Annotated in this window: 11 protein-coding genes; 5 read left to right on the top strand and 6 right to left on the bottom strand. The window is 47.7% G+C overall.

Features of this window, described 5'->3' with window-relative positions; all coding sequences use genetic code 11:
- Window positions 1-7: 7 nt before the first annotated feature.
- From H6F51_06960 to H6F51_06940, 5 genes are all read right to left on the bottom strand, one after another.
- Window positions 8-1,642 carry an alpha/beta hydrolase gene (locus H6F51_06960; GenBank protein MBD1822235.1) on the bottom strand — a complete coding sequence of 545 codons (1,635 nt, stop codon included), beginning with the start codon at window positions 1,640-1,642 and terminating at the stop codon, window positions 8-10.
- Window positions 1,643-1,718: 76 nt separating this feature from the next.
- Window positions 1,719-2,903, bottom strand: coding sequence for an aspartate aminotransferase (locus H6F51_06955; protein MBD1822234.1), 1,185 nt, complete (start codon window positions 2,901-2,903; stop codon window positions 1,719-1,721).
- A 36-nt stretch (window positions 2,904-2,939) separates the two neighbouring features.
- The gene (locus H6F51_06950) at window positions 2,940-4,097 is read right to left on the bottom strand and encodes an iron-containing alcohol dehydrogenase family protein (protein ID MBD1822233.1); all 1,158 of its coding nucleotides are present in this window, start codon (window positions 4,095-4,097) and stop codon (window positions 2,940-2,942) included.
- A gap of 21 nt (window positions 4,098-4,118) precedes the next feature.
- Complete coding sequence (locus H6F51_06945; protein MBD1822232.1) at window positions 4,119-4,637, bottom strand: Ycf51 family protein; 519 nt, start codon at window positions 4,635-4,637, stop codon at window positions 4,119-4,121.
- Window positions 4,638-4,660: 23 nt separating this feature from the next.
- Window positions 4,661-4,978, bottom strand: coding sequence for a hypothetical protein (locus tag H6F51_06940; GenBank protein ID MBD1822231.1), 318 nt, complete (start codon window positions 4,976-4,978; stop codon window positions 4,661-4,663).
- Between the two features lie 169 nt (window positions 4,979-5,147).
- Here H6F51_06940 and H6F51_06935 point away from each other — a divergent pair, with 169 nt between their 5' ends.
- The 3 genes from H6F51_06935 to H6F51_06925 all read left to right on the top strand — a co-directional run bounded on the left by H6F51_06935 (window position 5,148) and on the right by H6F51_06925 (window position 8,337).
- Complete coding sequence (locus H6F51_06935) at window positions 5,148-6,311, top strand: GuaB3 family IMP dehydrogenase-related protein (GenBank protein MBD1822230.1); 1,164 nt, start codon at window positions 5,148-5,150, stop codon at window positions 6,309-6,311.
- Window positions 6,312-6,742: 431 nt separating this feature from the next.
- On the top strand, window positions 6,743-7,096 hold the full coding sequence (gene trxA, locus H6F51_06930; protein MBD1822229.1) for a thioredoxin: 354 nt from the start codon (window positions 6,743-6,745) through the stop codon (window positions 7,094-7,096).
- A 188-nt stretch (window positions 7,097-7,284) separates the two neighbouring features.
- Complete coding sequence (locus H6F51_06925; protein MBD1822228.1) at window positions 7,285-8,337, top strand: LOG family protein; 1,053 nt, start codon at window positions 7,285-7,287, stop codon at window positions 8,335-8,337.
- A gap of 124 nt (window positions 8,338-8,461) precedes the next feature.
- Here H6F51_06925 and H6F51_06920 read toward each other — a convergent pair whose 3' ends face one another.
- Entirely contained in the window at window positions 8,462-8,983 is a 522-nt protein-coding gene (locus H6F51_06920; protein MBD1822227.1) for a GIY-YIG nuclease family protein, read from the bottom strand.
- 86 nt (window positions 8,984-9,069) lie between these two features.
- Here H6F51_06920 and H6F51_06915 point away from each other — a divergent pair, with 86 nt between their 5' ends.
- Both H6F51_06915 and H6F51_06910 read left to right on the top strand, forming a co-directional pair.
- Window positions 9,070-11,424, top strand: a complete 2,355-nt coding sequence (locus H6F51_06915; protein MBD1822226.1) for a bile acid beta-glucosidase — start codon at window positions 9,070-9,072, stop codon at window positions 11,422-11,424.
- A 199-nt stretch (window positions 11,425-11,623) separates the two neighbouring features.
- On the top strand, window positions 11,624-14,332 hold the full coding sequence (locus H6F51_06910; GenBank protein ID MBD1822225.1) for a zinc-dependent metalloprotease: 2,709 nt from the start codon (window positions 11,624-11,626) through the stop codon (window positions 14,330-14,332).
- Window positions 14,333-14,338 lie beyond the last annotated feature (6 nt).

Here is a 14,338-nt window from a genome sequence, read left to right as displayed (position 1 = left end):
GGCTGAACTAGAATGCTTTTCGATCGCTCAGCTTTCCACTAGCTAAACCAAGACGATCGTACCGCTCATTCGCAAGCAAAACTTGAATGCCTTTTTCGCCGCATTGTTGAGAAAAAAGCTTGAGTAAAACCTGGTGATCTCCCTGATTTGCATCGATCGTCATGAGCAACTTTTCAAGTCCAATACTGCTCAATCCGTAAATTAAGCGACGACTAAAATTCGCATCTTTAGCAAATAAAAATCCACCGTGTCCGTCTGCTCCAGAGAGAATCAAAGCAACATAATCTTTGAAATTTAGGAAGGATTTACCAAGCGCTTGACTAACAATTCCTCTACCGTTTTCTTGGTAGTTTGTGCAATCGAAATAAGTAAATAATTCTGCAATAAAACGATCGCTCTCCAAGTCAATTTGTTCTTGCCGCTTCGACAGTGGCATTCCTTCTCGTAGATACAAACGCTCTAAAAACTCAATTCCACATAACGGAATTAATTGCCCAGAATTATCTAGATTCACGATGCCGCTTTTCTCAAGTCCAAATTTCCCCGGACTTCTCACAATCACATTTCCTAAGCGATATCCTCCATCTCGGGTGCTTGTCGGAAAACTGAAGTAATTTGCCGCAGTTGAAGCAATTTTCAGCACCATATCGCCTTCGTTGCTGAAGAGATAAGCTTCATCAAAACGACGCAACGAAGACTTTAACGGATTCCCTCGTCCTGAGATGATCGCTTCAGCAGAAATATCAGGTGCAACTAATACTAATCGGCTCAACCGAAAGGCATTACCAATATCTGAAGAAGGAAGCTTTTTCTGATTTTTGATGTGTAGATTTCCGATCGAATCTCGATCGAATACATCTGACAAAATTCGCACCGTATTTGTCACTACAAAAGCACCCATACTGTGCCCAATGAAACTAAGACGGACTCGTTTTTGCCGATTTGTCGATTGCCCTACCAATTGATTATCTAGCTGTCGAATAAATTCAACTAAATCTGAAACACCAAAATTTGCTGCACGATAAGTATCTCGAAAATATCCTGAGATTCTCAGAATAAAGATTGTCAAAATAACCACAACAATCGATAAAGAGAGCGTTAGTGCCAAAGAGGAAGCAATCAGAATAGTAAGACTATCAACAAGATTGAATAGCGCAATGACAAGATTAAAAATGCCACCAATCACCGCAAGTAATACTCCAAAAATACCTGCGATCGCTAGAGGTTTTGGTAAAGCTTTGAATGCCTTAATCGTTCCTGGCAAAACCTTAAGAATGCTCGAAGATTTCTGACCCGACTCATTCGGAAATACGTTTTCTGAAGACCATCGGTAACCAATGACCATCAAGCCTGGTGAAACATGGTTTGCGAAGTTTTGATTAACATATCTGCGGATTTCTTCGTACCACCATCTTGCTCCTGATTTGCTGGAGTTATAACCGTGAATTGCAATCAAAATTTCAGCATCTTCATGCTGCTGTAGGTAATCCGCAATCTCCTTCAAAACCTCGCTGGGATCTCGATCGATAGTCGTTTCGTCTTTATCTTCAACATTGATCGGAGCAGTGCTGCTCACCATATACCCCGGAAAGCGAAACCCATTCATATCAAATGGCTCGATCGACAGTAGATGGCGGCTCATCGTCATTTCCTCAGCATTAATCTGCCGCAATATAATAGCTTGCAATCGCGATTTTGCTGAGAAAGTTTGAGTTGTTTTAAGCGAAACGGATGTTGGCTTGCTTTAATCGGTTTAGGGCTTCACCTAAGCGATCGCACTCTGCAATTAAGCTAATTCGCACATAGCCTTCCCCCCCTGCGCCAAACGCATTTCCAGGAGTGACAACAACCCCCGTTTTCTGCAGAACGGTCAGCGCAAAATCAGTTGAACCCATTCCCGGCGGACAAGGAACCCAAAGATACATCGTGGCGTTGGGCTTCGGAATCGACCAGCCTAATTCAGAAAGTCCATTAATTAAGAAATCGCGGCGAGTTCGATAGCGCTCCTGCACTTCGACAAGGTAGCGATCGGGCAAGTTCAAAGCGGTTTCTGCTGCGGTCTGAATGGCGGAAAAAATGCCGTAATCAAGGTTCGTTTTCAGCGTCCGCAATCCTTGAATCACGTGGCGATTTCCTACAACAAACCCCACGCGCCAGCCTGCCATGTTGTACGTTTTTGACAGCGTATGAAACTCAACTCCGATCTCTTTCGCGCCTGGAATTTCTAATAAACTTGTGGGCTGATATCCGTCAAACGCTAATTCTGCATAGGCTTGATCATGTACCAGCAAAATTTCATACCGACGCGCAAAGGCAACAATTTCTTCAAAGAACTCGCGTGGAGCAGTTGCAGTTGTGGGATTGCTCGGATAGTTGAAATACAAAATCTTCGCTTTCTGAGCCACTTCTTCGGGAATGGCGCTGAGGTCAATAAGCCAATTTTGCTCAGCTTTCAACATTAGTGGATATAACGTTGCACCCGCAATTAAAGGCCCTCGAAAATGGGGCGGATAGGAAGGACTCGGAACCAAAACAACATCACCCGGATCGAGATATGCCAAGGCTAAATGCGTCAGTCCTTCTTTTGATCCCAATAGTGGCAGGGCTTCACCGTCAGGATTGAGATCAACTCCATAGCGTCGTCGATACCAATCGGTAATAGCTTTGCGAAAGCTGGCTGTGCCCTCAAAAGGCGGATATCCGTGATTTCTAGAATCTTTAATCGCATTGCTCGCCGCCTCAACGATCGGGCTTGGAGTCGCCCCGTCTGGATTTCCCATGCCCAAATCGATTAGATCAACTCCTTGCGCTCTGGCGTTGGCTTTTAGCTCATCCAGACGCGCAAACACATATTGAGGCAGCTTTGTTAAGCGATTGGCAGGAGAAATCCAGGGCAAATTCATGAGTGTGAAGCGATCGACAAATAATGACTGAGTTGGCTATTCTACCGCAGATCCAACCATAGATAAATCACTCAGGTCAGTGCGGGCCGATATTGTCGGTGCTGTGGTTGATACCATTGCTGCCATCAGCTGACTCGGAACAACCGGGAACGGTAAGCGATGAATGTCTGAAGTGTCATTACAAGCAATCTCCGCCGCCTGTTGAAGCTGCGCGATCGTCACATTCCCCAGTCCTAAGTCCGCCAACGTCTTCGGCAAGCCAATTTGGTCATAAAACTTCAGCAACTGTTGGCGGGAGGTCGCAGCAAGCTGATTGCCTTGAACCATTTCTTCAAGTCTAAGCTGCACCAAAATTCCAAACGCAACTTTTTCGCCGTGTAAAGCGTGATGACTTTCGAGCAGGTGAGTTAATCCGTTGTGAACCGCGTGAGCCGCAACGGTTCGACATTGCGCTCCACCAATTCCACCAATTACACCCGCCATCAGCACTGAAGCATCCACGACTTCCTGCCACTCTGCTCCTAAAGGATTCTGCAAAGCGGCTTCGGATTTCTGGAATAGGATATCGCGCAAAACTCGCGCTTGTTGAACGGCGGCAATCAGTAAGGTTTTGTCAGAGTGACCGCTACTGACCAAAGCTTCGTACCATTTCGCGATCGCATCTCCGATGCCAGCAACTAATGTTCTCTGGGGCGCGGTTGCAACCAAATCGTAATCCAACACCAGCAGCTCCGGACAGCGCGGCAATCCGACATCGTACAGAAAAGCGTGCTGTTCAGAATATACGTTCGATAACGCTGTCCAAGCGGCACAAGTGGCGGCGGAAGTCGGAATCGTGACGATCGGCAAATGGCACTGATAGGCTAAAAGCTTTGCCGTATCGAGCGCTTTACCGCCTCCGACTCCGATGATCAAATCGGCTTGATGGTCTGCAACTGCCTTTTTCAAATTTGCCAGCGTAATCTCGCTACAGTCGTTGCCGTAAGACGCTTTTGCAGCCTGAAGCGAGTGCGACTTAAACACTGATTTCAGTCGAGATTTAACCACCTCAAGCGATCGTTCTCCACCAACTAAGAGCGGACGAGTTCCCAAGCGAGCGATGCAATCTCCGACTTGCTCGATCGCTCCTGAACCGCGTACCACTTGGGCAGGAGCAATCATCAACGAAACCACAGAATTTGATTGAGTAGACATATTTGGAATAAGAAACAAACTTTATGCGGTTGGCTGCGGTAACTGCGCCAAGTTCTCGCGATACAGCTTAATCGTAGCGTTTTCATCCTCGCGCATCGAGAGCGATCGCTGAATTTCACCTAAGTATAAAGGTTGGGATATCCCCTCTTGAGGATGCAAAATGGTTCGCGCCCGAATGGTCATTTGATTTGATCCTTGTCCAAGACGACCGTAGGAGAAGATATCGATCGCAGCTTGTTTGAGGGTCGCTTCGAGTTGAGATTCGGTAATGGTTGGAGGCACAGCGATGACGACCTGAGCTGCTCCGGCATCAAACACCCGCGAGTAATGAACATTTCCAGGAATATTGGGACGGTTGTACAGTCCTAAACTGAGCGCGAACACCCCTCCGGTGAGAACGGCGGTAAATCCGGTCACGCCGACGAGTCGGAAGCGAATTCCCCATTTGAACAGAAACGCAACGATCGTCAGAACGGCAAACGCGATCGTCGCAATGCCTAACCATTGAGTTTTTTCAATTAACTGTGCGGTTTCAAACATGATGGTGATGGGTCAGGGTGAATTTAGTTTTGGGTGTCTTCATCGGGGTCTCGGTTCAAATAAAGGGCGAGCATTCGCTGAGTCTCGATTTGACGTCCACGAATTTCAGCCTGCATCTCATCAATGCGAGCAAACGTCGCAATCTGAGTTTCGGCAAGCCGCCGGGAGAGTTCCCTAATCTCATTAATTTGTTCTTGATGAGATGCAAGCAGTTCTTGATGAATTTGAAGTTGTACGGCTTGATTACGCTGATTCTGGGAAACGAAATCGATAAATTGATCAAGGTTTGCTTCTAGGCGCTCCATTCGATCACGCCAATTCTCTTGAGACTCTTGTGACATGGCAAGACAAATCCAATATTTCAAAATTATAAGTCCCGGTGATTGGTTTAACGGGTTTTGCAATTCCTAGAGGTTTGACAGAATGAACCGCGATCGCCCCTTGTTTTTCTCACACAACTAGGATTGAAATTTGATACTCTTATCCAATTAGTGCTTGGGGAACATTGGCGTGGATATTCAAATCGGCAGGGGCAAAACAGCTCGAAGAGCGTATGGGTTCGATGAAATTGCGCTTTCTCCTGGAGCGCGGACACTCGATCCGAAACTGGCAGAGACGGGCTGGACGATCGGCGGCATCGATCGCGAAATTCCGATCATCGCGTCGGCAATGGATGGAGTCGTCGATGTCGAGATGGCGGTCAAACTTTCACAGTTAGGCGCACTTGGCGTTCTGAACTTGGAAGGCATTCAAACTCGCTACGATGACCCCAATCCGATTCTCGATCGCATCGCTTCAGTCGGGACAACAGAATTTGTGCCGTTGATGCAAGAACTTTATTCGCAACCGATTAAGCCCGAATTAATCGAAAAGCGAATTCAAGAAATTAAATCCCAAGGTGGAATCGCTGCCGTGAGTGCGACTCCTGCGGGTGCCGACAGATTCGGACAGATTGCCGCAAAAGCGGGAGCAGATTTGTTCTTCATTCAGGCAACCGTGGTTTCGACCGCGCACTTGTCGCCGGAATCGATCGCTCCTTTGGATCTAGCGAAGTTCTGCGAAGAAATGCCAATTCCCGTAATTCTCGGAAACTGCGTCACTTACGAAGTCACGATGAATCTGATGAAAGCGGGAGCTGCCGCTATTCTCGTTGGAATTGGGCCGGGTGCCGCTTGTACATCTCGCGGAGTCTTGGGTGTCGGAGTGCCTCAAGCGACCGCCGTTGCAGATTGTGCTGCCGCTCGCGACGATTTCGAGCGCGAAACGGGGCGGTATGTTCCTGTGATTGCTGACGGTGGACTGATCACAGGTGGCGACATCTGTAAATGTATTGCTTGTGGTGCTGATGCGGTGATGATTGGATCGCCGTTTGCCCGTGCCAAAGAAGCACCGGGACGCGGATTCCATTGGGGAATGGCAACGCCTAGCCCCGTCCTTCCCAGAGGAACCCGGATTCGCGTGGGCACGACCGGAACCTTGGAACAAATCTTGCGCGGTCCCGCTCAATTAGATGATGGAACGCACAACCTTCTCGGAGCGCTGCAAACCAGTATGGGAACGCTAGGCGCGAAGAATATTAAGGAGATGCAGCAGGTCGATGTCGTGATTGCTCCATCCCTATTAACCGAAGGCAAAGTCTACCAGAAAGCCCAGCAGCTTGGAATGGGCAAATAAGCGCGAAGGCGCGATCGCAGCCTCTAAATTCACCAGCCGCGATACCCTTGGCACACGAAGTCGTGACCGCAAAATAAAGTTTTTATTAAAAGCTTAAGAGTTTTGCCACGACTTGCAATATTGGCGGGTAAATCCAAATCCGTCGTTTAGAATAGAGGAAGCGGAGACGCAAGTTTCCGTTCACTCCTCACACCACACTCCGCCTGGACTTCGGTTTAGGCGGTTCCTTGTTTTTAAAGCGAGAAGTAGGGAAATGAGGAGCGGAAGCAGGGCTAATCATTTCAGTTTTTCCTAACTTCCTACTCCCCATTTCTCTTAGAGATTTCTCAAGTTTTAGAGATTTCTCAACCGAACGAGCCACCGATTTGTATCTAATTATGTCTGGGCTGAGAATACTTCCTGTCGTTTTTGCTATGTTAGAATTTCGTCAAATGAAACAAAGGCAAGGATTTTCAGGAATGTCAGCAACCGCACAAGTTACCGATTCTTCTTTTGACCAGGAAGTGATTCAGAGTGAGGTCCCAGTCCTGGTAGACTTCTGGGCACCCTGGTGTGGTCCCTGTCGAATGGTTGCACCTGTAGTCGATGAGATTGCAGAGCAATACGAAGGCAAAGTCAAAGTGGTCAAAGTCAACACGGATGAAAATCCCCAAGTTGCTAGCAGATTTGGAATTCGCAGCATTCCCACGCTGATGATTTTCAAGGGCGGTCAGCGGGTGGATATGGTCGTCGGTGCTGTCCCGAAAACGACGCTTGCAAGCACACTTGACAAGCATCTTCTTTAAGGTTACGTCCCTGGATTCGTCTCATTTGCTAAACTCATTTGTCACAGTGCTGAGAACGCTCCGGAGTAAAATTCTGGGGCGTTTTTCAGTATTGATGAGGGCATCGCATTCTGCCCAATCTCGCTAAAATAGAATGCCCTTGTGAGGAATCGCTCATGCCTGTTGACCCGTCCCAACCGTCCCCATCGATGTTGAATGTCGAGCCGTTGCGATCGACGCTGAACGACCTACTCGATCATCTCCCAAATATGCAGCACGGGGCGTTAATTGCCCAAGCGCTGAACCTGATTGCGCGAATGTCGGGTGATGAGATCGATCGGCTGGACTGGAAGATTTTGAATGCGTCGCTGCAAGATATGGAGCGGGCGTTTACTGTGTTCTATCCGTATCGTCATGTGCGGAAGATTGCGATTTTTGGTTCTGCTCGAATTAAGCCGAATACTGAGGAGTATCAGCTTGCAAAAGAGTTTGCCCAATGTGTAACGCAGCAGGGATACATGGTGATCACGGGTGCGGGCGGCGGCATTATGGAAGCGGGCAACGAGGGCGCAGGAGCAGAAAAATCGTTTGGCTTAAATATTCAGTTGCCGTTTGAGCAAGGTGCAAATCAATTTATTCAAGGCGATCCAAAGCTGATTCCGTTTAAGTATTTTTTCACGCGTAAAGTGTTCTTTCTGAAGGAAAGCGATGCATTAGCGCTGTTTCCGGGTGGGTTTGGGACTCAAGATGAGGCGTTTGAATGTTTGACGCTGACGCAGACCGGGAAATCGGCTCCGGTGCCACTGGTGCTGGTGGATAAGCCGGGCGGCAAATATTGGGACGATTGGACGGAGTACATTGATAAGCAGTTGCTGAAGCGCGGCTTGATTAGCGCGGATGATCCGAGCCTGTTCACGATTACCGATGATATTGATGTGGCTTGTGCGGCGATCTCTAATTTCTATCAGGTGTATCACTCCAGTCGTTATGTTGGCAGCCAGCTAGTGCTGCGATTGAAGACGGAACTGAGTGATGCGGCGGTGGATGAGTTGAACGATCGGTTCAGGGATATTCTCGTCACAGGTCGGATCGAGAAGACGAAACCGCTTCCACAAGAGGCTAAAGATGAGACTTATGCTTTACCGCGCTTGATGATGAACTTTAATCAGCGGGATTTAGGCAAGCTGTATCAACTGATTGCAGCGATTAATATGCTGGGGAATCCACCGCCAGAGATTTCTGCTCATCCGGAGCGGAAGTAGGAAGGATTGGGGGCTGCGTTTGTAGCGTTGGGCTGCCCCCTAAATCCCCCACGAGTGGGGGACTTTGAGAGTTGCAATTTTTTGCAATGTAGAGGGCTCTTGTACTCAAAAATTTTTAATGCTGCTATTTCAGGTCGAGTAAGCCTTCTTCCTTGAGTTTTGGATTGAATCGGATTTCTGTTTGAACATTTCGCGCTTTCAGTTGAGCCATGATCTCAGCTTCAATGCGGCGAGCAACGTTCTTTAGTGCTTTTCCCTGTGTGAATTCATCGATCGCACTTTCGTAGGTTGATCGCTCTTGGTCAGTCATCAAAGACTTGACCTGGATTGGTTCTGTCCATTTGGCTTCGTTGGCGATCGATAAATGATTCTCTTCAATCCAAGCCGCGCGAATTGTTTCGAGAAGCGTGCGGTTGGGTCGATCGAAGGTCTGCACTTTGATCCAGTAGCACTCAGAAAGGCATCGAACTAAATGCTGTCTTAAGCTGAGAAAAACATCCCGCGAAAAGCCAATAAATTTTAGCGTTTGAGATTGATCAAAAATGGCATAAATGCCGACTTTCCCTTGAAATTGTTCGGGCAGTTGACCATTCTCATCAACGTAGGGAATGAAGGCTAAATCGGCTAAGGTAGGAATTTCGGTCATAGGATTCGGCGGGCGACGTTGTTCGATCGTAGTATATTGGGCATTGCCGATGCTTGCACCGCGCTACGCGTTCGCCAAACTTAACGATGACTCAATCTAATTCCGTTCAAATTCCCGCTTGTGCTTGGCAGCGCTCGATCGGGCAAGGGTGGGAAAAGCCTTACACAGTGCGCTATCCCAGTAATTTAGATGATGGGGCTTGGCATGGTGCGCCGCTAGGGGGATTTGGAGCGGGGTGTATTGGTCGATCGTCGAGGGGCGATTTTAATCTGTGGCACGTTGATGGTGGTGAGCATCTGTTTGCATCGATGCCTGCTTGTCAATTTAGTGTGTTTGAGCAAGTGGGTGAACAATCCCAAGCGTATGCGCTAACAACTGATCAAACATTAGAGAGTTGGCGATCGTATCCCGAACAATCTGGAACTTATGCAGCACTGTATCCGCGTAGCTGGTTTAAGTATGAGAATGTGTTCCAAGCACAGTTAACCTGTGAGCAATTCTCGCCGATCGTTGCGAACAACTATCAAGAAACGAGCTATCCGGTTGCTGTGTTCCAATGGACAGCACACAATCCCACAAATCAGCCGATTACCCTGAGCATTATGCTGACCTGGGAGAATATGGTCGGTTGGTTCACCAATGCGCTCAAATCGCCGGAAATTCGCCTCAGAGACGATGGAAGTCCAGTGTATGAATATCAGCCACGATTGGGCGAGAGTGCTGGAAACTTTAATCAACTTACGGGAAATGAACATCAATTAGCGATCGTCATGTCTCGCGCTGTGGATCAACCGAAAGAAGGCGACGGACAATGGGCGATCGCAACATCGATCAATCCTTATCTGTGGGAAGTGTTCTATCACACGCGATGGAATCCTGAAGATGGCTCTGAGCTGTGGGAAAGCTTTTCGTGGGATGGATCATTGAACGATCGAGACGACGAAACACCCTCAGCAGGTGAGCGAATTGGTAGCGCGATCGCCGTTCGATTTACCTTAAAACCCGGTCAAACGCTGCAAATTCCCTTTGTTCTGAGCTGGGATCTTCCAATTACAGAGTTTGCTGAAGGTGTTGAGTATTTTCGGCGTTACACAGATTTTTTCGGTCGCAGTGGGCAGAACGCTTGGTCAATTGCTCGAACGGCATTGAAGCATCATCGCTCGTGGCAAGAAAAGATTCAGGCTTGGCAACAACCCATTCTCGATCGAACTGATCTACCGGATTGGTTCAAGATGGCATTGTTCAATGAACTCTACGATTTAACTCAAGGTGGAACATTGTGGAGCGCAGCAGATGAGCACGATCCAGTCGGACAATTTGCAGTGCTAGAGTGCATTGATTATCGCTGGTATGAAAGCTTAGATGTGCGGTTGTATGGTTCGTTTGGATTGTTGATGCTGTGGGCAGAGTTAGAAAAAGCGGTGATGAGATCGTTTGCCCGCGCTATTCCACAGCAAGACGATCGAACTCGTGTGATTGGTTACTACTATACGATCGGAGCCGAAAGCCCGATGGCACTTCGCAAAGTCAAAGGTGCAACGCCACATGATTTAGGCGCACCAAATGAGCACGTTTGGGAGAAAACGAACTATACCGCTTACCAAGACTGCAACTTATGGAAAGATCTTGGCTCAGATTTTGTGTTGCAGGTTTATCGGGATTATCTATTAACGGGCGCAACTGACACGGAATTTCTAGAAGAATGTTGGGATGCGATCGTTGAAACCTTGCAGTATCTCAAACAGTTTGATCTCGACGAGGATGGCATTCCTGAAAACTCAGGCGCACCGGATCAAACCTTTGATGACTGGCGATTACAAGGTGTTAGTGCTTATTGTGGTGGATTGTGGATTGCAGCATTAGAAAGCGCGATCGCCATTGGAAATATTCTCGATCGACCTGTGGAACTGTATCAATCTTGGCTCACACAATCACGCAAGGTTTATCAAGACACGCTCTGGAATGGAACTTACTACCGCTTAGATAGTGGTAGCGGCTCAGATGTGGTGATGGCGGATCAACTCTGTGGACAGTTCTATGCAAAGTTGTTGAACTTACCGGATATTGTTCCGATCGACTGCGCTCGATCCGCACTGCAAACCGTTTATGACGCTTGCTTTGTGAAGTTCAGTGAAAAGATGGGCGTTAAAATCGGTGCAGCCAATGGAGTTCGCCCCAATGGATCTCCCGAAAATCCAAACGCAACCCATCCTCTTGAAGTTTGGACAGGCATCAACTTTGGATTGGCAGCGTTTTTGATGCAAATGGAAATGAAAACACAAGCTTGGACACTTACTGAATCAGTGGTACAACAAATCTACAATCACGGACTGCAATTTAGGACACCCGAAGCGATCACAGCAGCAGGAACATTTCGCGCCAGTCATTATCTTAGAGCAATGGCAATTTGGGCAATTCTGCTGGTTTACGATCGCGCTTGAAATCAAAATGTCACGCTAACTTCAGACAATGCGTGTACACTTGACCCACAAATTAAGAATGTCTGAAATTTTATTCACTCTTCTGTCTGCAAGCTAGTATCGATCCACTGCCTTCATAGTACCGATTACCCGCAATCTCACTGAGTAGAACAATAGAATGAAACGAGTATCGCGATTCCTGGCTTTCCTATTGGGGTTTATGCTGGTGATGTTGCCTGTGAGCATCAGCTGGGTGTTACCTGGAGTCGCTGAATCCCCCCGATCAGCCCAAAGATCTAGAACTGAAGTGGATCGATCGCAACTTCGCCCCTTCGATGAAGTGATCAAAGATGCCACACCGCTCAAAGGACTCTTTACGCTATATCGCAACGAAAAGAGCGGCAAACTGTTTGCAGAAATTATGCCGAATCAGCTAGAGCGTAATTTCTTTGCGGCAATGACGCTGGAATCCGGGGTCGGGGAGCGTGGAATCTATAGTGGTTTACCGATCGGAGACTTTCTCTTCACACTCCGACGGAACAAAGACTCCATTCAATTTGTTGTCCCGAATATCTATTTCCGCTCAGAACAGGGATTACCGATTCAGCGATCGATCCAGCGATCGTTCAGTGATTCGATTTTAGAAACTTTGCCAATCCGTAGTATTCATTCAGAGCGCAAGAGCTTTCTTGTCGAACTCAATCCCTTATTGTTATCAGACTTACCAGGATTGTTACCCGTTCTTGGAAAATCACTCGGCGGCGACTACAGCCCAGATATAGAAAATTCGTACTTTGATAGAGTAAAAGCTTTCCCACAAAATATCGAAGTTGAGACAGTGTTTGGCTTTATCGGTAGCGGCAACGATGAAAGCCTTCCCACCTATATCGAAACCCTGCCAGATAGTCGGGCATTTACTCTAAAGGTACGCTACAGCTTGTCCCAACTGCCTGAGAACAGCGATTACCGTCCAAGACTTGCAGACGATCGCATCGGCTATTTCATCACCGCTTACAAAGACTACACCAACGACAACGCTAGACGACCGTTTGTTCGCTACATCAATCGCTGGAACTTACAAAAACAAGACCCCGCTGCACCGCTCTCTAAACCCAAAAAGCCGATCGTTTTCTGGATTGAAAACAGTGTCCCGTTAGAGTATCGCGATGCAGTTCGAGATGGCGTTTTGATGTGGAATCGTGCCTTTGAAAAAATTGGCTTCAAAGACGCGATCGAAGTCAAACAGATGCCGGATAAAGCGGATTGGGACCCGGCGGATGTTCGATATAACACTATTCGCTGGTTCAATACCAATGATGCCATCTTTGCAATGGGGCCTTCTCGCGTTAATCCGCTCACAGGCGAAATTCTCGATGCAGATATTATTGTTTCTGCTGACTTTACCAGAGCGGTGAAAGAGGACTATCGCACGATCGTTGAACAAAATCAGATGCGATCGGCTCCATTTGCCGCACAGCTCACCGGTAATGCCAACCTTTGTAACTATGGCATGGCAGCCCATTCGCTTCGTAAACAAGCCAAAGCTGACGAAAAGAAAAACACAGCGCGGCTCCGATTTGGTTCTCACTTAGGCAACTACCAAGACCTTTGCTTTGGTGTAGATACGGCTAAACAATACGCAGTTGGAAATCTTTCGCTGGCACTGATGCAAAATACTTTGCCAAGCAGTCCCGAAATGAAAGCGTTTGCTCAAGAATTTATGCGGAGCTTAATTGCTCATGAAGTTGGACATACGCTCGGTTTACGGCACAACTTCCGCGCGAGTTCAATGCTCAAACCTGAAGAACTCAACAATACTGCGATTACTCGATCTAAGGGCTTGGTTGGATCAGTGATGGAATATGCTCCAGTCAATCTTGCACCCCAAGGAACCAAGCAAGGTGATTATTTCACTCATACAGTTGGCCCCTACGACGAATGGGCGATCGAATACGGATACAAACCGATCACTGCAATTATTCCACTCGCGGAAAAGCGTGAGTTAGATAAAATTGCTCAACGCGCTCCTGCTCCCGAACTGACCTACGCGACGGATGAAGACCTGACTTATCTCGACCCTAAAATCAATGTATTCGACATGAGCGGTGATCTACTGACTTACGCTCAGTGGCAATTGAACAATGCTCGCCAGATGTGGAATCGCGTTGATCAGCGCTATCCATTCGAGGGCGATGGCTTTAATGAAGTCAGAGTGGCTTTTAATGCGGTGTTTGAATACTACTTCCAGTATTCGACTTTCTTGAGCGAGTACATTGGAGGACAGTATTTTAATCGATTTAAGGCGGGGGATGCCAAAGGAAGATTGCCGTTTGAGCCAGTGCCGATCGAGCAACAGCGCCAAGCCTTAGCCCTGATCGAGAAGTATGTGTTTAGCGAAGACCCGTTCCGCTTCTCACCGGACTTTCTCAACAAATTAGCTCCGTCGCGCTGGGCGCACTGGGGTGCAGATCCGACCCCAAACCTAGACTATCCGATTCATGACAATATTCTATTTCTGCAAAGTGTTGTACTGTATTCGCTGCTGGATTACGATCGCTTAGCTCGTCTGCGAGATTCTGAGCTTAAAACCCAAGCCGGACAGGGATTAACAATTCCTGAGTTGTTTGATAGTCTCCAGTCGAGCATTTGGGGCGATGTGATTAAGCCACAGGATAATCTCAAGCTCTCTGGCTTGCGTCGTGCCCTACAACGACAATACATGGAGGCAATGATTTCGATGTTGTTGCGACAAGCGCCAGTTCCCGAAGATGCTCGGACGGTTGCGCGGTATGAACTGAGACAACTTCGACGGTCTATCGATCGTGCGCTCGGTCGAGTCAGTGAGAAGGAAGTTTACACCAAAGCACACTTAGAGGAGGCACGCGATCGTATTGCCAAAGCACTAGATGCCCAATTACAGTCCCAGTGAGGTAAT

Source organism: Cyanobacteria bacterium FACHB-DQ100 (assembly GCA_014695195.1).
GTDB lineage: Bacteria > Cyanobacteriota > Cyanobacteriia > Leptolyngbyales > Leptolyngbyaceae > Leptolyngbya.
The sequence above is the reverse complement of the archived record's forward strand: the minus strand, read 5'-3'. Positions and strand labels throughout refer to the sequence as shown.

Excerpts from the sequence above, each read along its gene's own strand:
- trxA (MBD1822229.1), top strand. The coding sequence starts at position 6,743 with ATGAAACAAAGGCAAGGATTTTCAGGAATGTCAGCAACCGCACAAGTT.
- H6F51_06955 (MBD1822234.1), bottom strand. The coding sequence starts at position 2,903 with ATGAATTTGCCCTGGATTTCTCCTGCCAATCGCTTAACAAAGCTGCCT.
- H6F51_06945 (MBD1822232.1), bottom strand. The coding sequence starts at position 4,637 with ATGTTTGAAACCGCACAGTTAATTGAAAAAACTCAATGGTTAGGCATT.
- H6F51_06940 (MBD1822231.1), bottom strand. The coding sequence starts at position 4,978 with ATGTCACAAGAGTCTCAAGAGAATTGGCGTGATCGAATGGAGCGCCTA.
- H6F51_06960 (MBD1822235.1), bottom strand. The coding sequence starts at position 1,642 with ATGAGCCGCCATCTACTGTCGATCGAGCCATTTGATATGAATGGGTTT.
- H6F51_06925 (MBD1822228.1), top strand. The coding sequence starts at position 7,285 with ATGTTGAATGTCGAGCCGTTGCGATCGACGCTGAACGACCTACTCGAT.
- H6F51_06950 (MBD1822233.1), bottom strand. The coding sequence starts at position 4,097 with ATGTCTACTCAATCAAATTCTGTGGTTTCGTTGATGATTGCTCCTGCC.
- H6F51_06920 (MBD1822227.1), bottom strand. The coding sequence starts at position 8,983 with ATGACCGAAATTCCTACCTTAGCCGATTTAGCCTTCATTCCCTACGTT.
- H6F51_06915 (MBD1822226.1), top strand. The coding sequence starts at position 9,070 with ATGACTCAATCTAATTCCGTTCAAATTCCCGCTTGTGCTTGGCAGCGC.
- H6F51_06910 (MBD1822225.1), top strand. The coding sequence starts at position 11,624 with ATGCTGGTGATGTTGCCTGTGAGCATCAGCTGGGTGTTACCTGGAGTC.